17 protein-coding genes are annotated in these 18,808 nt (G+C 72.3%); 10 read left to right on the top strand and 7 right to left on the bottom strand.

Annotated features, from left to right (window positions below; genetic code table 11):
- Positions 1–15 precede the first annotated feature (15 nt).
- The 5 genes from pheS to AB0389_RS05170 all read left to right on the top strand — a co-directional run bounded on the left by pheS (position 16) and on the right by AB0389_RS05170 (position 7,403).
- Positions 16–1,143, top strand: coding sequence for a phenylalanine--tRNA ligase subunit alpha (gene pheS, locus AB0389_RS05190; RefSeq protein ID WP_366393941.1), 1,128 nt, complete (start codon positions 16–18; stop codon positions 1,141–1,143).
- Positions 1,143–3,671: a phenylalanine--tRNA ligase subunit beta gene (pheT, locus tag AB0389_RS05185; RefSeq protein ID WP_366393940.1), complete on the top strand. Its 2,529-nt coding sequence runs from the start codon at positions 1,143–1,145 to the stop codon at positions 3,669–3,671. Before pheS ends, pheT begins: the two co-directional genes overlap by 1 nt.
- A gap of 234 nt (positions 3,672–3,905) precedes the next feature.
- The gene (locus tag AB0389_RS05180) at positions 3,906–5,090 is read left to right on the top strand and encodes a PP2C family protein-serine/threonine phosphatase (protein WP_366393939.1); all 1,185 of its coding nucleotides are present in this window, start codon (positions 3,906–3,908) and stop codon (positions 5,088–5,090) included.
- Between the two features lie 277 nt (positions 5,091–5,367).
- On the top strand, positions 5,368–6,708 hold the full coding sequence (locus AB0389_RS05175) for a transcriptional regulator (protein WP_366393938.1): 1,341 nt from the start codon (positions 5,368–5,370) through the stop codon (positions 6,706–6,708).
- A 164-nt stretch (positions 6,709–6,872) separates the two neighbouring features.
- Positions 6,873–7,403: an NUDIX hydrolase gene (locus AB0389_RS05170; protein WP_366393937.1), complete on the top strand. Its 531-nt coding sequence runs from the start codon at positions 6,873–6,875 to the stop codon at positions 7,401–7,403.
- A gap of 64 nt (positions 7,404–7,467) precedes the next feature.
- Here AB0389_RS05170 and AB0389_RS05165 read toward each other — a convergent pair whose 3' ends face one another.
- Entirely contained in the window at positions 7,468–7,737 is a 270-nt protein-coding gene (locus AB0389_RS05165; protein ID WP_366394084.1) for a hypothetical protein, read from the bottom strand.
- Positions 7,738–7,942: 205 nt separating this feature from the next.
- On the opposite strand from AB0389_RS05165, the gene AB0389_RS05160 reads away from it, so the two are divergent.
- Positions 7,943–8,284, top strand: a complete 342-nt coding sequence (locus tag AB0389_RS05160; RefSeq protein WP_366393936.1) for a hypothetical protein — start codon at positions 7,943–7,945, stop codon at positions 8,282–8,284.
- Positions 8,281–8,439: a hypothetical protein gene (locus AB0389_RS05155; protein ID WP_366393935.1), complete on the top strand. Its 159-nt coding sequence runs from the start codon at positions 8,281–8,283 to the stop codon at positions 8,437–8,439. The genes AB0389_RS05160 and AB0389_RS05155 overlap by 4 nt, the downstream gene beginning before the upstream one ends.
- Before the next feature lie 87 nt (positions 8,440–8,526).
- On the opposite strand, the gene AB0389_RS05150 is transcribed toward AB0389_RS05155, so the two are convergent.
- Positions 8,527–9,387 (bottom strand): 3-hydroxybutyryl-CoA dehydrogenase, encoded by an 861-nt coding sequence (locus AB0389_RS05150; protein ID WP_366394083.1) that lies wholly within the window; start codon positions 9,385–9,387, stop codon positions 8,527–8,529.
- Positions 9,388–9,594: 207 nt separating this feature from the next.
- Here AB0389_RS05150 and AB0389_RS05145 point away from each other — a divergent pair, with 207 nt between their 5' ends.
- Positions 9,595–10,902 (top strand): family 10 glycosylhydrolase, encoded by a 1,308-nt coding sequence (locus tag AB0389_RS05145; protein WP_366393934.1) that lies wholly within the window; start codon positions 9,595–9,597, stop codon positions 10,900–10,902.
- A gap of 46 nt (positions 10,903–10,948) precedes the next feature.
- Here AB0389_RS05145 and AB0389_RS05140 read toward each other — a convergent pair whose 3' ends face one another.
- Positions 10,949–11,914 (bottom strand): DMT family transporter, encoded by a 966-nt coding sequence (locus tag AB0389_RS05140; protein ID WP_366393933.1) that lies wholly within the window; start codon positions 11,912–11,914, stop codon positions 10,949–10,951.
- On the opposite strand from AB0389_RS05140, the gene AB0389_RS05135 reads away from it, so the two are divergent.
- Positions 11,913–13,358, top strand: a complete 1,446-nt coding sequence (locus AB0389_RS05135) for a PLP-dependent aminotransferase family protein (RefSeq protein ID WP_366393932.1) — start codon at positions 11,913–11,915, stop codon at positions 13,356–13,358. The two genes, AB0389_RS05140 and AB0389_RS05135, sit on opposite strands and share 2 nt — an antisense overlap.
- A 58-nt stretch (positions 13,359–13,416) precedes the next feature.
- Positions 13,417–13,992 carry a phosphoglycerate mutase family protein gene (locus AB0389_RS05130; RefSeq protein ID WP_366393931.1) on the top strand — a complete coding sequence of 192 codons (576 nt, stop codon included), beginning with the start codon at positions 13,417–13,419 and terminating at the stop codon, positions 13,990–13,992.
- A gap of 70 nt (positions 13,993–14,062) precedes the next feature.
- Here AB0389_RS05130 and AB0389_RS05125 read toward each other — a convergent pair whose 3' ends face one another.
- From AB0389_RS05125 to AB0389_RS05110, 4 genes are all read right to left on the bottom strand, one after another.
- Positions 14,063–15,496 carry a DUF4832 domain-containing protein gene (locus AB0389_RS05125; RefSeq protein WP_366393930.1) on the bottom strand — a complete coding sequence of 478 codons (1,434 nt, stop codon included), beginning with the start codon at positions 15,494–15,496 and terminating at the stop codon, positions 14,063–14,065.
- A gap of 74 nt (positions 15,497–15,570) precedes the next feature.
- The gene (locus tag AB0389_RS05120) at positions 15,571–16,362 is read right to left on the bottom strand and encodes a carbohydrate ABC transporter permease (RefSeq protein WP_366393929.1); all 792 of its coding nucleotides are present in this window, start codon (positions 16,360–16,362) and stop codon (positions 15,571–15,573) included.
- Between the two features lie 82 nt (positions 16,363–16,444).
- Positions 16,445–17,458: a sugar ABC transporter permease gene (locus AB0389_RS05115; RefSeq protein WP_366393928.1), complete on the bottom strand. Its 1,014-nt coding sequence runs from the start codon at positions 17,456–17,458 to the stop codon at positions 16,445–16,447.
- Between the two features lie 2 nt (positions 17,459–17,460).
- A complete protein-coding gene (locus AB0389_RS05110; protein ID WP_366393927.1) occupies positions 17,461–18,732 on the bottom strand; it encodes a sugar ABC transporter substrate-binding protein in 1,272 nt (423 codons plus the stop codon).
- Positions 18,733–18,808 lie beyond the last annotated feature (76 nt).

Genomic DNA, 18,808 nt, shown 5'->3' with positions numbered 1-18,808 from the left:
GAAGTACGGGAAGAGATGTCCGCACCGAACAAGTCGTACGACCCGGTCGAGGTCGAGGCACTGAAACCGGAAGAGATCGAGCGCATGCGGGACGAGGCGCTCGCCGCCTTCGCCGCCGCCGGTGACCTCGACGCGCTCGCCCACGCGAAGACCGCGCACACCGGAGGCACGTCGCCGCTCGCCCTCGCCAACCGGGAGATCGGCGCGCTGCCGCCGCAGGCCAAGGCCGAGGCAGGCAAGCGCGTCGGCCAGGCGCGCGGCGCCGTCAGCAAGGCGCTCGCCGCCCGCCAGGCCGAGCTGGAGGCCGAGCGCGACGCCCGGGTCCTGGTCGAGGAGGCGGTGGATGTCACGCTGCCGTACGACCGGACCCCGGCCGGCGCCCGCCACCCGCTGACCACCTTCATGGAGCGGGTCACGGACGTCTTCGTGGCCATGGGCTACGAGGTCGCCGAGGGCCCCGAGGCCGAGGCCGAGTGGTTCAACTTCGACGCGCTCAACTTCGTCCCTGACCACCCGGCCCGGCAGATGCAGGACACCTTCTTCGTCCAGGGGCCCGACGGCACCACGGGCGACGAGTCCGGTGTGGTGCTCCGTACGCACACCTCGCCGGTCCAGGCCCGCTCGCTGCTCTCGCGCGAGCTGCCCGTCTACGTCGTCTGCCCCGGGCGGGTCTACCGCACCGACGAGCTGGACGCGACCCACACCCCGGTCTTCCACCAGATCGAGCTGATCGCGGTCGACGAGGGCCTCACCATGGCCGACCTCAAGGGCACCCTGGACCACATGGTCCAGGCGCTCTTCGGCCCGGACATGAAGACCCGGCTGCGGCCGAACTTCTTCCCGTTCACCGAGCCGTCCGCCGAGATGGACATGGTCTGCTACGTCTGCCGCGGCGAGTCCGTCGGCAACCCCGACCGGCCCTGCCGCACCTGCGGCAGCGAGGGCTGGATCGAGCTGGGCGGCTGCGGCATGGTCAACCCCAAGGTGCTCACCGCCTGCGGGGTCGACCCCAAGAAGTACAGCGGATTCGCCTTCGGGTTCGGCATCGAACGGATGCTGATGTTCCGCCACAACGTCGAAGACATGCGAGACATGGTCGAGGGTGACGTCCGGTTCACCCGGCCGTTCGGGATGGAGATCTGATGCGGGTCCCGCTTTCCTGGCTGCGGGAGTACGTCGACCTGCCGGCGACCGAGACCGGCCGTGACGTGCAGGCCAAGCTCGTCTCCGCCGGCCTTGAGGTCGAGACGGTCGAGCAGCTCGGCGCCGGCCTCAAGGGCCCGCTCGTCGTGGGCAAGGTCCTCACCATCGAGGAGCTGGAGGGCTTCAAGAAGCCCATCCGCTTCTGCACCGTCGACGTCGGCACGGCCAACGGCACCGGCGAGCCGCAGGAGATCGTCTGCGGCGCGCGCAACTTCGCCGTCGGCGACAAGGTCGTCGTCGTACTGCCCGGCGCCGTGCTGCCCGGCGACTTCGCGATCGCCGCGCGCAAGACGTACGGCAGAACGTCCCACGGCATGATCTGCTCCGGCGACGAGCTGGGCATGGGCGACGACGGCACCGGCGGCATCATCGTGCTGCCGCCCGAGTGCGAGGCCGGCACCGACGCCATCGCCCTGCTGGAGCTGGTCGACGAGGTCCTCGACATCGCCGTCACCCCCGACCGCGGCTACTGCCTGTCGCTGCGCGGGGTCGCCCGCGAGACGGCCATCGCGTACGGGCTGCCGCTGAGCGACCCGGCGCTGCTCGACGTCCCCGCGCCGAACTCGTACGGCCACCCGGTGAAGATCGCCGACCCGCGCGGCTGCGACCGCTTCACCGCCCGCACGGTCACCGGCCTCGACCCCGAGGCCCGCAGCCCGATCTGGCTGCGGCGCCGGCTCCAGAAGGCCGGCATGCGGCCGATCTCGCTCGCCGTCGACATCACCAACTACGTGATGCTGGAGCTGGGCCAGCCCCTGCACGCGTACGACCGCACCCGGCTCGACGGGCCCATCGGGGTCCGCCGTGCCGAGCACGGCGAGAAGATCACCACGCTCGACGGCACCAAGCGCGTCCTGGACGCGGCCGACCTGGTCATCACCGACAACCGCGGGCCGATCGGTCTCGCGGGCGTGATGGGCGGCGCCCACACCGAGATCGCCGACACCACGACCGACCCGGAGACCGGCGCCGTCAGCGGCACCACCGAGGTCGTCATCGAGGCCGCGCACTTCGACGCGATCTCCATCGCCCGCACCGCGCGCCGCCACAAGCTGGCCTCCGAGGCGTCCAAGCGCTTCGAGCGCGGCACCGACCCCGGTGCCACGGCCGCCGCCGCGCAGCGGACCGTCGACCTGCTGGTGCTGCTCGCGGGCGGCTCCGCCGAGGCCGGCGTCACCGAGGTCATCGCGCCGCCCGCGCCGCACACCATCGCCATGCCCGCCGACCACCCCGACCGCGTCGCCGGGGTCGCGTACGGCCGCGAGACCGTCGTACGCCGGCTCCAGCAGATCGGCTGCGACGTGTACGGGCAGGACGACCTGGTCGTCACCGTGCCGTCCTGGCGCCCCGACCTCGGCGCGCCCAACGACCTCGCCGAGGAGGTCATCCGGCTGGAGGGGTACGAGAACCTGCCCTCCACGCTGCCCACCCCGCCCTCGGGCCGCGGGCTCACCGAGCGTCAGCGGCTGCACCGCAGGGTCGGCCGCGCGCTGGCCGGGGCCGGCTATGTCGAGGCGCTGAACTACCCGTTCACCGGCGAGGCCGTGCTCGACGCCTTCGGTCTCGCCGCCGACGACGAGCGCCGCCGTACGGTCACGCTCGTCAACCCGCTCTCCGACGAGGAGCCGGCGCTGCGCACCACGCTGCTGCCCGGCCTGCTCGCCGCGCTGCGCCGCAACGACGGCCGCGGCTCGCACGATCTGGCGCTCTTCGAGACCGGCTCGGTCTTCCGGCCCACCGGCGAGGAGACCGTCCCCGTACGGCTGCCCGTCGACCGGCGGCCGACCGTCGAGGAGATCGCCGCTCTCGACGCGGCCCTGCCGCGCCAGCCGCGTCACGCGGCGGTCGTGCTGGCCGGGGCGCGCGAGCAGGCCGGCTGGTGGGGCAAGGGCGGTCAGGCGGTCTGGGCGGACGCCGTCGAGGCGGCCCGCACCGTCGCCCGCGAGGCCGGGGTCGAGCTGACCGTACGGGCCGCGCGGTACGAGCCGTGGCACCCGGGCCGCTGCGCCGGGCTCTTCGCCGTGACCGACGGCGAGGAGACGCTCGTCGGCCACGCCGGGGAGCTGCACCCGCGCACCGTGAAGGCGCTCGGGCTGCCGGAGCGCACCTGCGCCATGGAGGTCGATCTCGACCTGCTGGAGCGGGCGTCCACGGGCGCGCTCCAGGCGCCGCGTATCTCCACCTACCCGGTCGCCACCCAGGACGTCGCGCTGGTCGTCGCGGCCGACGTGCCGGCCGCCGAGGTGGAGCGGGCGCTGTACGAGGGCGCGGGGGAACTCCTGGAGTCCCTGCGGCTGTTCGACGTCTTCGCCGGCGAACAGATCGGCGAGGGCCGCAAGTCCCTCGCGTACGCCCTGCGCTTCCGCGCCGCGGACCGCACCCTGACGGTCGACGAGGCCACGGCCGCGCGCGACGCGGCGGTGGCGCTGGCCGGGGAGCGGACCGGGGCGGTTCTGCGGGGCGCCTGACCGGCGGTTTTTGAGCGGTTTTTGAGGGGCGCGTCCGGATTCTGGACGCGCCCCTCACTCGTTCGAGTGAGGAAGCCGGGCGTGGTTCGCGTTCGGGCCCCAGTGATCGACACAATCGATCCGGCCACGACGGTCGAGTACGCCCAGAGGCTCGGGGTCTTCCGCTCGGATCAGGCCGGATCAGGGAGCGGGGGCCGGCGGATGTATCGGACCAGGGCAGCGGACGGAACGTCCATGGACGACACCACGTCCGGGGACCAGCGGCAGGAGCAGGACGAGCGGGAGTCACGGGAAGCGCTGGCGGAGCTGGCGGCGCTCGAAGAGGCCTCCGCCTCCTGGGGCTTCATGGAGTGCGCGGTGCCCGGCGGGCTGCTCGCACTGATCATCACCTGGGAGCTGACCCGCCCGACCACACCCCGGGAGAACCTGCTCCCGCGGATCGTGACCTGCGTGGCGTTCGTGCTGCTGATGGCCTACATCCTGGTGCGGGTACGGCGCCGGGCTGCGCGTGAGCTGGGCGAGGTACGGGCGGTGGCGCGCGCCGCCCAGGAGACGCTGATCCGGCCGCTGCCGCCCCGGCTGGACGGGTTCGCGCTCGCCGCCCGGCAGCTCTCCGTCTCCCGGAGCGCCGATGTCGGCGGCGATCTGTACGAGGCCCTGGCCACCCCGTACGGCGTCCGCGTCGTTATCGGCGATGTGCGCGGCCACGGGCTGCCGGTCATCGGCACGGTGGCCGCGGTCCTCGGCAGCTTCCGGGAGGCCGCGTACGACGAGAGCGGGCTCGACGGGGTGCTGCGCCGGCTGGACCGGGCGCACCAGCGCCATGTCAGCGACCAGGCGCGCGACTCGGGGGCCGGGGCCGGCGGCGGTGCCGACGCGCACGAGCAGGAGTGCCTGTCGGCCGAGGAGTTCGTGACCGTACTGCTGCTGGAGATCGGCCCGGACGCCGAGGTGCGGGTGCTCAACTGCGGCCACCCGTGGCCGTATCTGCTCGGCCGGTGCGTCACCCGGCTGGCCGCCGGCGAGCCGCTGCCGCCGATGGGCGCCGCGCCGCTGCCCGCCGACCTTCCGCCGCAGCGCTGCGGGCGGCTGCTGCCCGGCGAGACACTCCTCCTGCACACCGACGGCGCGGAGGACGCGCGTGACACGGAGGGCCGCTTCTTCCGCCTCGCGGAGGAGCTCGCGCGCATCGTGCCGTCGGGCGCGCGCCCGCCGCTGCCGCCCGCCGCGGTGGTGGGCCGGATCCACTCCGCGCTGCTGCGCCACACCGGCGGACGGGTCAGGGACGACACGGCGCTGCTGGCCCTGCGCAACGACCGCGTCCCGGTGGAGGAGCACGAGCGGGTCCCGGCGCAGTCCGGCGAACCGGCCCGCGGACCGACCCATCCGGCCGGTCTTCTCCTTCCGCTGGACGAATGACCGCCGGACGGGCCCGTGAGCGAGGCGTCGTCCGCCCCGCCGGCGGGGTGTCGGGCAGGTCGCGGCGGGGCGGACGGTGCGGGGTGCGGGCCGCCGCACAGTACGAGGGGGGAGCCACGGCCCGGCCCGCCTCCTCCTCTTCGGTGAGGCGCTGCCAGTCAACCGTCCAGGGACGTCCCGCGGCAGGGCGCACGCGCCACGGGACCGGGCATTACGTTCACACCCCGTGCGTTTCCCGTTCCACTACGCTGGTGCGGCCGAGCCATCGGAGGGGCACATGCAGCCCAATTCACTGCTCGATTCCCTGCTGGACGAGGCGGGCATCTCCCATGCCGGTCTCGCCGCCCGGGTCAACCAGGCGGGCCGTACCAGAGGCCTCGCCCTGCGGTACGAACACACCGCCGTATCGCGCTGGCTGAAGGGCCAGCGGCCCCGCGGCCAGGTGCCCGACCTGATCTGCGCGGTGCTCGGCGACCGGCTGCGCCGGCCGCTCTCCCTCGACGACATCGGGCTCGGTGTGCCCGGCGAGGCGCCCGTACCGGGCGGCACCCCGCTCGCCGGGTTCGTGGAGCGGGCCACCGCGCTGTGGCGCAGCGACGAGCAGCAGCGACCGCACATAGTGGCCGCCCCCACGGTCACCGGCACGCCCGCCGTCATGCCCGTCTGGGAGTGGGAGAACCCGCCCGAGGACTCGGACGTCTCCCGCACCGGCGGCAACCGGGTCGGCCCCGCCGACATCGAGCTGCTGCGCTCCGCCCGCGCGCACTACGAGCTGATGTACCGCCGGGCGGGCGGCGTGGCGACCAGGACCCGGATCGTCCGCTTCCTCAACGCCGAGGCCGCCCCGCTGCTGCGCGGCGGGTACACCGACGCGATGGGCCGTCAGCTGCACCGGGCCACCGGCGGGCTGGTCGCGGTGGCCGGCATCTGCGCGTACGACTCCGACGCGCACGGGCTCGCCCAGCGCTACTTCCACCAGGCGCTGCGGCTGGCCAAGGCCAGCGGGGACCGGGGGCTCGGCGCGTACGCCATCGCGCTGCTGGTCAACCAGTCGCTGCACATGGGGGAGTACCGGCAGGCGGTCGCCTTCGCGGAGGCCGCGCTGCGTACGGCGGGCAGCCGGATCACGCCCGCGCTCGCCGCCGATCTGCACGCGATGCAGGCCAAGTCGTACGCGCATCTCGGCGACGCGGGCGGGGCGCTCGGCTGTATCCGGCGCGCGGAGTCGGAGGCGGAGCGCATCCGGCCGGGCCGCGAGCCCGACGAGACCGGTTACGTACAGCCCGGGCTGGTGAACGTGCAGGTGGCCGAGGCGCTGCTCAGCCTCGGCGATCTGCCCGCGGCGCGCGCGCACGCCACGGCGGCCGTGGACAGCCCGGCGCACGACCGGGGGCGGGTCCACCGGCTCGCGATGCTCAGCCATATCGAGCTGCGGCAGGGCGAGCCCGACCGGGCGGCGCGGACGGCGGCGGAGATGGCGGAGCGGGCCAGGGGCATGGAGTCGCAGCGGCTGCGGGACCGGCTGCGCGCCGTACGGGAGCAGCTGGTGGCCAGCGGTTCCGCGGTGGCGGAGGAGACGGCGGAGCTGATCGAGGGGGCGCTGCGCGTTCCGCTGTAGACCGCTGCCGGGCCCCGCCGCGGGGCCACTCCCGCGCCACCTCCGTGCCACGTCCGCGCTGCCCGCGCCGCCCTGTGAGTCCCTCTGTGAGCCCCCCGTGCGTTCCTGTCTCTGCTGTTCGCTGCTGCGATATTGCCATCAACTTGTCGGAAGGTGGCAGAAACGTGCAGTGGACGAAACTAAGTGAGCAAACCGTCTATGAGAACCGCTGGTTCAGCGTCAATCTGGCCGATGTCGAACTCCCCGACGGCCGCCATCTGGACCACTTCCTCATCCGGCTCCGCCCGGTCGCCGTGGCGACCGCGGTCAACTCCGCCAACGAGGTGCTGATGCTCTGGCGGCACCGCTTCATCACCGACAGCTGGGGCTGGGAGCTGGCCGCCGGCGTCGTCGAGGACGGCGAGGACATCGAGACCGCGGCGGCGCGGGAGATGGAGGAGGAGACCGGGTGGCGCCCCGGCCCGCTGCGCCATCTGCTGACGGTCGAGCCGTCCAACGGTCTGAGCGATGCCCGGCACCATCTCTACTGGACCGATGAGGCGACCTACATCGGCCATCCCGAGGACGACTTCGAGTCCTCGCGCCGGGAGTGGGTGCCGCTGAAGCTGATCCCGGACATGATCGCCCGGGGGGAGATCCCGGCCGCCAATATGACGGCCGGGCTGCTGATGCTCCATCATCTGCGGCTGGGGTAGGCGTAGGCGTAGGCGTCCGTGGCCGGTGGCGCCGGTCGGTGAAGTCCGCACGGCCGGGACGCGGTCAGCGGCCGACGGCCTGCCAGACCGTCGTGGCCAGCGCTCCGAGAGCGCAGAGCGACGCCACGGCGGGCAGCGGCCACCGGGCGTGTTCCAGCGCCGCGACGCGCGCGGCCAGATCGTGCACATCCTTGTCGGTCTGGTCGCCGCGCTGGGCGAGCAGCGCCAGTCTGCCGTCGGCCCTCGCCAGGCCGACATCGAGGCCGTGGCGCAAGTCGGCGTAGGTGTGGGCCTTGTGGGCCGCGTCGGCCTGGCCGGACTTGCCGGCGAGCAGGGAGTGGTCGGGGTCGGGGGTCACGTTTCCGCTCCTGTCGAGGTGGGAGTGTCCTCTTCCCAGGGAGTCAACTCCCCCTGGGCGCACGGCATCAAGGTGTGCGAATGGCATATGCGCGCACCCCGCGCACACCTCGTGCGAAGAGGTGTTACGGAGGGTAGCCCCGAGGGTGTTTCCGGTGCGCGGGGCCGGTATTCTCGCCCCCATGGCATCGATCGGACGCAAGGCGAAAGAAGCCCTGGTGACGGTGGACCGGCTCATGGGGGGCCAGGAGCCCCCTACCCGGTTCCAGCTCTTCGCCGCCCGCCATCCGGTGGCCGTGGGGTTCGCCGTCGCGGCCCCACTCCTTCTCGTCTCGCTCGTGACCGTGCTGCCGGACGACGGCTTCGCGGAGGCGCTCGTCTTCGTGGGGTTCGCCGTCGCCCTCGGCGCGATCTTCGGAGGCACCGCGTTCGCGGAGCGCCTGCGGCAGCGCCGGCTGGTCGCCCGGGGCCTGTACGAATTCCCCGAGCGCGCCCCACGCCGCTCCGGGCGGGGGCGGACGTGACCCGCGTCTGGACCGCGCTCGCCATCCTCTTCGCGGCGCTCGCCGTCGGCAGCGTCGCCTCCAAGGAGGCCGGCGCGCCGATCGGCATCGGTGATCTGGCGGTCACCGCGCTGCTCGCCTGCTTCGCCTGGGCCTGCTGGAAGTGCCGACGGTGACCCCGGCGGGTTCGGGCGGACACGAGAAGGGCCGTGCTCCGCGGTGGCGGAGACGGCCCTTCGTCATGGCAGGCGTGTGAACAGCGGTCAGTGGTACGGGTAGAAGCCCGCGCCCGTCTTGCGGCCGAGCCGGCCCGCGTCCACCATCCGCTGGAGCAGCGGGGACGCGGCGTACAGCGGCTCCTTGTACTCGGCGTACATCGAGTCGGCGACCGACGCGACCGTGTCAAGACCGATCAGATCCGCCAGTTTCAGCGGGCCCATCGGGTGGGCGCAGCCCATCTCCATCCCGTTGTCGATGTCCTCGCGGCTCGCGATGCCCGACTCGTACATCCGGATCGCGGCCAGCAGATACGGGATGAGCAGCGCGTTCACCACGAAGCCCGAGCGGTCCTGGGCGCGGATGGCGTGTTTGCCCAGCACCTTCTCGACGACGGCCGCGGCGCGCTCGACCGTCTCCTCCGAGGTGGTCAGCGCGGGGATCAGCTCGACGAGCTGCTGCACGGGGGCCGGGTTGAAGAAGTGGATGCCGATGACCTGGTCGGGGCGGGACGTCGCGACGGCGAGCTTGACCAGCGGGATCGAGGAGGTGTTGGAGGCGAGGATCGCGTCGGGACGTGTCACCACCTGATCGAGTACCTGGAAGATCTCCGTCTTGATCTGCTCGTTCTCGACCACGGCCTCGATGACGAGATCGCGGTCGGCGAACTCCCCGAGGTCCGTGGTGAAGCTGAGCCTGCCGAGTGCCGCGTCCCGCTCCGCCTCGGTGATCTTGCCGCGCTCGGCGGCCTTGGCGAGCGAGTTCGTCAGCCGGGTCCGGCCGATCTCCAGTGCCTCGCCGGTGGTCTCGGCGACCTTGACCTCCAGGCCGCTGCGGGCGGCGACCTCCGCGATGCCTGCGCCCATCTGGCCGCAGCCCACCACTCCGACGCGGGCGATATCGGTCAGGGTGTCGGTCACATCGTGCCTTTCGCTGGTCCGTGTCCCGGCAGGTCCCCCGTGTGATTCCGGCGCCCGCCAGGGACAGGACGTTACTCCGACGGCGGGTGTGGCCGGTGCGCCGGGGCGGGCATCAACTCTTCGGACTGAGCGGCCGACCGAGCGAGCGACCGACCGACCGACGACCGACCACCGGGCAAGGGCAGGGACAGGTACATGGAACACGGTACGAGCCGGGGCACACACGGGGGCGCGAGCCCGCTGGGCAGGAGGGAGTTCGTCGGGGCCGGGGCCGCGATGGTCGCGGCGCTGCTCACGGCCGGGGACTCGGCCTTCGCGGCGGCAGCGGCAGAGGCCACGGCCACCGGCGCTCCGGGCGGGCCGCGCCCCGTACCCGCGCGGCCCGCGCTGCGCGGCATGTGGATCGCGACCGTCACCAACCGCGACTGGCCGTCCAGAGCGGGGCTGACGGCCGCCGCCCAGCGCACCGAGCTGATCAGGCATCTGGACACCGCCGTCAAGCGCGGCCTCAACGCCGTCGTCCTCCAGGTCAGGCCGACCGCCGACGCGCTGTGGCCCTCGCCGTACGAGCCGTGGGCGCAGTACCTCACCGGCACCCAGGGCAAGGACCCCGGCTGGGACCCGCTGGGCACGGCCGTACGGGAGGCGCACGCGCGCGGGCTCGAACTGCACGCCTGGTTCAACCCGTACCGCGTCGCCAACCACACCGACCGCACGCGGCTGATCGCGACGCACCCGGCGCGGGTCCACCCGGAGTGGACCGTCCCGTACGGCGGGAAGCTGTACTACAACCCGGGCCTGCCCGAGGTCAGGAAGTTCGTCCAGGACGCGATGCTCGACGCGGTCGCGCGGTACGACATCGACGCCGTGCACTGGGACGACTACTTCTATCCGTACCCGGTCGCCGGGGAGAGCTTCGACGACGCCGACGCGTACCGGCGCCACGGCGGCTCCGCCTCCAAGGCGGCCTGGCGGCGCGGCAACATCGATCTGCTGGTACGGGAGACGGGCGCGCGGATCAAGGAGATCAAGCCGGGCGTACGGTTCGGCATCAGCCCGTTCGGTGTCTGGCGCAACGCCGCCACCGACCCGCTCGGCTCGGACACCCGGGGCGGCGTCCAGACGTACGACGACCTGTACGCCGACACCCGGAAATGGATCAGGAACCGCTGGATCGACTACATCGTGCCGCAGTTGTACTGGAATATCGGTTATGCCGCCTGCGACTACGCGAAGCTGCTGCGCTGGTGGGACGGGACCGTACGGGGCACGGGCGTCGACCTGTACATCGGCGAGGCCCTCTACAAGGCGGGCGATCCGGCGCAGCCCGCCGCCTGGCAGGACCCGGCCGAGCTGTCCCGGCACCTCACCCTCGCCCGGGAGTACGCGGGGGTGCGCGGCCACTGCTTCTTCTCGGCGAAGGAGGTCGGCGCCGATCCGATCGGTGCCATGACCCGGGTGGTGGCGGACCACTACGGGAAGCGGGCGCGGCCGGGCGTCTGAATCCCGGCCGGCCGCGTCTGACTCCCGGCCGGCCGTGTGCGCCGCCTCAGGCCGCCGACCGCTGGGTCACCGCGATACAGACCAGCACCGCCACGGCGGCCAGCGGCGCGGCGGGCGTGAGGTGTTCGCCCAGCAGGAGTACGGACCAGACCAGGGTCAGCACCGGCTGGGCGAGCTGGAGCTGGCTGGCCCGGGGGATCCCGATCGCGGCCATGCCCCGGTACCAGACGTACAGTCCGAAGAACGTCGAGCCCGCGGCCACCCAGAGCAGCCCGATCACCCCGTGCGCCGTCAGCCGCACCGGCTCGAAGGACAGCGCCACCGCCGCGCCCGTCAGGGAGAGCGGCAGACAGCCGATCAGCGCCCAGCCGATCACCTGCCAGCCCGGCATCTCCCGGGCCAGCCTGCCGCCCTCCGTATAGCCGGCCGCGCAGACCAGCAGCGCGCCGAAGAGATACAGATCGCCGGCGGACAGGGCGCCGCCGCTCTGCTGGACGGCGAAGGCGAGCACCACGGCCGCGCCGGCGCCCGCCGCCACCCAGAACGTACGCGACGGCCGCCGGCCCGTACGGACGGCGGCGAACGCGGCCGTGGTGAGCGGCAGCAGCCCGACCACCACCGCCGCGTGCGAGGTGGTGGACGTCTCCAGCGCCAGCGTGGTCAGCAGCGGGAACCCCACCACGACCCCGCCGGCGACCACGAGGAGCCCGCCCAGATGGCGGCGGTGGGGGAGCGGCACGCGCAGCGCCAGCAGGAAGCCGCCCGCGATCAGCGCGGCGAGCACGCTGCGGACCGCGACGAACGACCAGGGGCCGAAGCTCTCCAGGCCCCACACGGTGGACGGGAAGGTGAGGGAGAAGGCGACGACACCGAGCGCGGCGAGCAGGGTGCCACGGGAGAAGCCGGTGGGGGAGGGAGCGCCGGAGGCGCTTGCGGTGGTACTGCCGGTGGTACTTCCTGAGGCGGTGACCGCTATCGCATCGGCGGTAGTAGCGCTATTCTGTGCTGTCATGCATGAGCGTAGCAGTGTGGCAGATCTGGCGAAATCCCTGCGGGCCGAGCTGAACCGCTACTCACCCGGTGGAAAGCTGCCGTCCAGCCGGGCCCTCGTCGAGCGGTACCGCGTCTCCCCGGTCACCGTCTCCCGCGCCCTCGCCCGGCTCACCGCCGAAGGGCTCGTCACCACCAGGCCCGGGGCCGGAGCCTTCCGCGCGCCCGCCAGGACCGGCCAGCCCGCGCCCGGCGACACCTCCTGGCAGGAGGTCACCCTCAGCGCCGACACCGCCGCCGAACTCGTCCCGCGCGCCGTGGACGCCTCCGGCGTCCTCATCACGCTCGCCGCGCCACCGCCGGGCGTCATCGAGTTCAACGGCGGCTATCTGCACCCCTCCCTCCAGCCGGAACAGGCGATGGCCGCCGCCCTCGCCCGCGCGGGCCGGCGGCCCGGCGCCTGGGGCAGACCGCCCATCGACGGCCTGCCCGAGCTGCGCGACTGGTTCGCCCGGGGGATCGCCGACACCTGCACGGCCGCCGAGGTGCTCGTCACGGCGGGCGGCCAGAGCGCGCTGACCACCGCGCTGCGCGCGCTCGCCCCGCCCGGCGCGCCCGTCCTCGTCGAATCGCCCACGTACCCCGGGATGCTGGCCATCGCCCGCGCCGCCGGGCTGCGGCCCGTACCCGTACCGGTGGACGCCGACGGGGTGAGGCCCGAACTGCTCGCCGCCGCGTTCCGGGCCTCCGGCGCCAAGGTGTTCGTCTGCCAGCCGCTCTTCCAGAACCCCACCGGCGCGGTGCTCTCGGCGGCCCGCAGGCCCGAGGTGCTGCGGATCGCCCGGGAGGCCGGGGCGTTCGTCGTGGAGGACGACTTCGTACGGCGCCTGGCGCACGAGGACGCGGGCCCGCTGCCCCGGACGCTGGCCGCCGACGACCCGGACGGCGTCGTGGTTCACGTCTGCTCGCTCACCAAGGCGACCTCCCCGAGCCTGCGGGTCGGCGCGCTCGCCGCGCGCGGGCCGGTGCTGGAGCGGCTGCGCGCCATCCATGTCGTCGACACGTTCTTCGTGCCGCGCCCGTTCCAGGAAGCCGCGCTCGAACTCGTCGGCTCGGCCGCGTGGAACCGCCATCTGCGGTCCGTGTCGGCCGAGTTGGGGTCCCGCCGTACCGCCATGACGGCGGCGCTGCGCATCGCGCTGCCCGAGCTGGCCCTGCCGCACATCCCGGTGGGCGGCTACCACCTGTGGCTGCGGCTGCCGGACGGCGCCGACGAGCAGGCGGTCGTCTCCGCCGCCCTGCGCGCGGGCGTCGCCGTCGCGCCCGGCCGCCCGTACTTCAGCGCCGAACCGCCCGCCGCCCATCTGCGGCTGAGCTTCGCGGCGGTGGCGGGCGCCGGGGAGATCACCGAGGGCGTACGGCGGCTGCGTACGGCGTGCGACGAGGCCCTCGGGTCGCTCGGCTGACTTCCGGGCAGGGGGCGGGCCCTTGACCGGGGGTGCTTTCGGCCCCACGATCGCGGCCATGACTGTTCGGCTCACTCTGGTCGCCGCGGCGCGCGGGTCGGACCTGTACGACGAACGCTTCGAGGACGACCGTCCCCTCGACCGGGCCGGCTGGTACGAGACACAGCTCGTCGCGCACGCGCTGCTCCCGCTCTGCGCCGCCGATCTCCGCTACTGCTCGCCGAGCCCCCGCAGCCGCGCCACCGGTGAGGCCCTCGGCTTCGCGCCGCTCCTCCAACCCGCCCTGCGCGACTGCGACATGGGCCGTTGGCGCGGGCACACCCTGGCCGAGGTGGCGGCCCGCGAGCCGGCCGCCGTCGACGCGTGGCTCGCGGACCCGCGCGCCGCACCGTACGGCGGCGAACCCCTGCTGGCCTTCATCTCCCGGATAGGGGGCTGGCTCGACACCCGGCCCGCCGAGGGCATCGCCGCCATCGCCGCGGTCGCCGAGCCGGCGGTCGTCCGGGCGGCCCTGGTCTACGCGCTGAAGGCGCCGCCCCGTACCTACTGGTACGTGGATGTCCGGCCCCTCTCGACCGTCACCCTGACGGGTACGCCGGGCCGCTGGAACCTGCGGCTGGACGCGGTGGCCTGAGGGGCCGGACGGAGGTGAGGGGCCGGACGGAGGTGAGGGGCCGGACGGAGGTGTCCGCGGTGCTCCGGGGTCAGCTCACCGTGACCGTCTGGAGGAGGTTGTTGTAGCCGGTGGCCGCCTCCCACGTGCCCTGGTTGGCCAGCCGGACGGAGTACTCGGGCCGGGACGACAGCTGCGGGTCGGGGAGGTTCAGCAGCAGGCTGTAGCTGCCCGTGGGCAGGCCGGCCGGCAGGGTCACACTCCGGTCGATCGTGGTGGTGGTGCCGGCGGCCCAGGTGCGCGGGTCACCGGTCAGCGGCAGCCGGTACACCTGGGAGGTGGCGTTGTTGCGCAGCACCAGTTCCAGACCGCGCGGATTGAACGGCGCCGCGTACCCGTCGTTCCTGACGGTGAGGTTCACCGCGAGCGGGCCGCCCGGACTCGCCGTGGTGGGGAAGGTTCCGCTCTGGAGGGCGAAGCGGTAGCCGAGGTTCCGGGTGATCTCGGGCAGACAGCCGCCGGTGCGCCAGCCGTTGACGACGTTCGCCTCGTAGTCGGTGTTCATGTACGACCAGTGGAACATCTTCAGCTCGGAGAGCGTGGTCGGGCAGCTGGTGCGGGGGGTGTTGACGGCGCAGGTCTCGCCGCCCATGGGGAGCGAGGCGGTCTCGGTGGCGAGGTAGGGGTATTCGACGGCGGGGTTCTCGTACGTGCCGAAGTCGTCGGCGCTGGCGAGGAAGCAGTCGTTGTGGTGGCCGACGCGGGCGACGGCGGTGCCGTTGTACGCCTGGGAGGCGGGCAGCGCGGTCGTGCCGTACATCGTCCGCTTGTACTTGGGGGTGCGCAGCTGCACCATGCGCGTCGACGGCAGGACGTCGAGGGTCTTGTCGACGACGGCCTTGCGGTTGGCCCAGTCGGCGGTGGTGACGCTGCCCGCGTTGCCGAAGTTCTGGGTGTAGTAGCCCTCGCCCCAGGCGCCGACGAAGCCCGCCTGCACCAGGTAGATCACATCGCTGTTGGCGCTCAGATACGGCGCGAGCTGGTCGAGGTGGGAGACGACCCGGTCCTTGGTGGCGTCGGCGCCGTCGGTCGAATCCGTGTAGGCGAACCGGACGATGGTCTTGAGGCCGGCGGTCCGTACGGCGTCGAACTGGCGCTGGAGGCGGCTGAGCGCGGTCTGGCTGATGGCGCTGGTCTTGAAGTCGGAGAGGTAGAAGATGCACATCACGACGGTGACGCCCTCGTTGACGCGGTAGCCCTGGAGGGTGCTCGCGCTGAAGTCGCTCTGGTCGCAGCTGCTGGTGTGGCGGTAGAAGCCGCGCTCGGGGTTGGCGAAGCTGTCGGTGGTCTGCGGGTACGTGACGGTCGCGGCGACGGCGTTCGCGCTCGCGCCCGTGTCCTGCGCACTCTGGGCGTCCTGGGCGTCCTGCGCCGAGACGGGCGGGGCGCCGACGAGCAGGGTGCCCAACAGCCCCATCAGGGCGAGGCCCTTGAGGAGAGCGGAGCGACGGGTGGGTCTGGTCATCGCGGTGGTTCCTTTCTGACGGTGGAGGGAACGTCGGGACGTCGGAGAGACGTGGGGGACGCCGGAGACGTCGGTCAGCCCTTGACGCCGGTGTGCGCGATCCCCTGGATGAACTGGCGCTGGAGGAGCGCGAAGACGGCGATCACGGGCAGTGACGCGAGCAGGGAGCCCGCCATCAGCACCGGGTAGTCGGTCTGGAACTGCCCCTGGAGGGCAGACAGGCCCGCCGATAGTGTCATCTGTTCCGGATCGGTGTTGACCACCAGTGGCCAGAAAAGATCGTTCCAGGACCAGAGCAGTGCGAGGACGGAGAGCGCGATCACCCCGGGCCTGGCCAGGGGCAGCATGATGAACCAGTAGATCCGCAGCGGCCCCGCGCCGTCGAGACGGGCCGCCTCCTCCAGTTCGGGAGGCAGACCGAGGAAGAACTGCCGCAGCAGGAAGACCCCGAACGCGCTGAACATCCCCGGGACGATCAGCGCCTGGAGGGTGTTGAGCCAGCCGAGGGACGCCATGATCTGGTACTGCGGGATGACGAAGAGCTGCGGCGGCACCATCATGACGGACAGGAACAGCCCGAACAGCACCTCGCGGCCCGGGAATCGGAGCCGGGCGAAGGCGTAGGCGGCCAGCGGGCAGAGCAGGACCTGTCCGGCCGTACGGCCCGCCGCCATCAGCGCGGTGTTGAGGAACTGGTCGCCGAACGGCAGCAGTTGGAACACCTGACGGTAGTTCTCCCAGCGGCCCTCGGGCAGCAGGGACGGCGGCACCGCCGTGGCGCTGGAGAGGGTCTTCAGCGAGGTGATGAGCTGCCAGACGAACGGCGCGACCATCAGCAGGGAGGCGGGGACCAGTACGGCGTGCACGCCGAGGTGCGACCGGGAGCGGGGACGGGGGCCGGGACGGGGACGGGACCGAGGCTGGGACCGCCCGGCGCTCGAAAGGGCCTCAGCCATAGTGCACCCATCTCTTCTGGAGCCTGAACTGAAGGGCCGTCAGGGCGACGATGAGCACGAGCAGCATCATCACGATCGCGGCCCCGTAGCCCCGGTCATTGGTCACGAACGCCCGGTCGTGGAAGAGCTGGACGACCGTCTCCAGCCGGGGGAAGGCGGGGTTGGCCCGGGCGGTCTGGCCCGAGCCGGCCAGCACGTACACCAGGTCGAAGAGCTGGAGCGAGCCGATCACCGAGATGACCGAGACGAAGAACGCGGTGGGCGACAGCAGCGGGATCGTGATCCGGAAGAACTGCCTGACCGGGCCCGCGCCGTCGATGGCGGCGGCGTCGTAGTAATCCTGCGGGATCGCCTGCATCCCCGCCAGGAAGATCACCAGGTTGTAGCCGAGGCTGCTCCAGATCCCCACCACGACCAGGGCGAAGAGCGCCGTGTCCGGGTCGGCGACCCAGTTCGGGCCGTCGATGCCGACCTGCGCCAGGAGGTGGTTGATCAGCCCGTAGTCGCCGTTGTACAGCCACCGCCAGACCATCGCGACGGCCACCGGCATGGTGACCACCGGCAGGAAGAACAGGGTGCGGTAGATCCCGGCCCCGCGCAGCCCGTCCCGGTTGAGGAGCGCGGCGAAGACGATGGCGAGCGGGATCGAGACCAGCCCCAGCACGGTGTACTCCACCGTGTTGAGCAGCGACCGGCCGACCTCGGGATCGCTCAGGAGCCGGCGGTAGTTGTCGAGCCCGGTCCAGGTGTGGCCGCCGAACGCGCCCCACTCGGTGAGCGAGAAGTAGCCGGTCCTGACGACGGGCCAGAGGTAGAAGACCGCGAGGCCGAGCCCGGCGGGCGCGATGAACGCGTACCCCCACAGGGCCTCGGTCACCCGGTCCCGGCGCAGACGGCCCGGGGGGCGGATACGGAGACGCGAGGGACGGGGGCGGGGCCGGGGTGCGTGCTCGGGGCGGCTGACGGCGTCCCTGACCGGGGGCCCGGGGCGGCTGGTGAGCGTCACGGCTACTCCTTGGCGAGCAGGTCGTTCATCGCCGCGGCGAGGTCCTCGGACGCCTCGCCGACGGGCTGTTCGCCCGTCCACGCCTTGGTGAGGTGGGTGAGCTCCGCCTCGTTCCAGGCGGCGGTGTTCTTCGACACCGGGAAGGGCACCGCGTAGTCGAGCGCGTCCAGGAAGGTCTGGAGACGGTACTGCGGATACGTGTCCAGCCACGCCTGCCGCGTACCGTCACGCGCGGGGAGCGGGCCGCTCTTCCCGAGGTCGAGGGCGGCCTTCCTGGAGCCGAGGAACTCGACGAACTGCCAGGCCTCCTTGGGGTGGGCGGTCTTCGCCGACACGACGTTGGCCACGCCGTGGATGATCGTGGCGCGCTTCTCGCCCTTGGGCAGCGGCGCCACGTCGACCTTGTCCTTCGTGTAGTCGTTCGCCGAGAACTCGCCCGCGTTCCAGGAGCCGCCCCAGTACATGGCGACCTTGCCGGCCTCGAAGAGCTGGAGGGGCGCCGTGTCGCTCATGGTCTTCAGGTCGGGCGACTGTTTCTTCTTGATCAGATCGGTCCAGAAGCGCAGGCCCTCGATGGTCTTCGGGTCGTCGTACCCGGACTTCTTGCCGTCGGGGGAGATGACGTAACCGCCCGCCTGGGCAATGGTGTTGTACTGGTACTCCTGGAAGCTGGTCAGCTGGGCGGCGGTCCCGTACACGCCCTTCGCCGGATCCGTCAGCGCGGCGGACGCGGTGCGGAAGTCGTCCCAGGTCCAGTCGTCGGCGGGCGCCTTGACCCCGGCGGCGTCGAAGAGCTTCTTGTTGTACCAGACGCCGATCGTGTCCATGTCCTTCGGCAGCCCGTACACCTTGTTCTCGTAGGTGTACAGATCGACCAGGGCCTTCGGATAGACGTTGAGGTCGACCTCGGCCTCGGCGATCTCCTTGTCCAGCGGCCGGATCACCCCGTTGGAGGCGTAGAGCTGGAAGTTGGGGCCGTTCATCCAGAAGACGTCCGGCGCGCTGCCGCCGGTGACCACCGTCTTGAGCTTGGACCAGTAGTCGAGCCAGGGCGTGAGCTGGACCTTGACCGTCACCCCCGGGTGGCTCGCGCTGAACTCCTTGCCCAGCTTCTCCATCACGGCCTTCTGGTTCTTGTCCCAGACCGCGTACGAGAGGGTGATCTCCCCGTCGCCGGCGCTGCCGCCGGACCCGCCCCCGCCCGCACAGGCCGAGACGGAGAGCGACAGGACCACCCCCAGCAGAGCCGTACAGAACCGTGCCGACTTCCCCATGCCCGGACCTCCTCATGTACCGCGAGGCGAAAAGTTGTACTAATCATGGAGACCAGGGAAAGTAAGTCAAGACTCG

Source organism: Streptomyces sp. NPDC093109, assembly GCF_040701725.1.
Taxonomy (GTDB): Bacteria; Actinomycetota; Actinomycetes; order Streptomycetales; family Streptomycetaceae; genus Streptomyces.
This window is presented reverse-complemented; position numbering and strand designations above follow the sequence as displayed.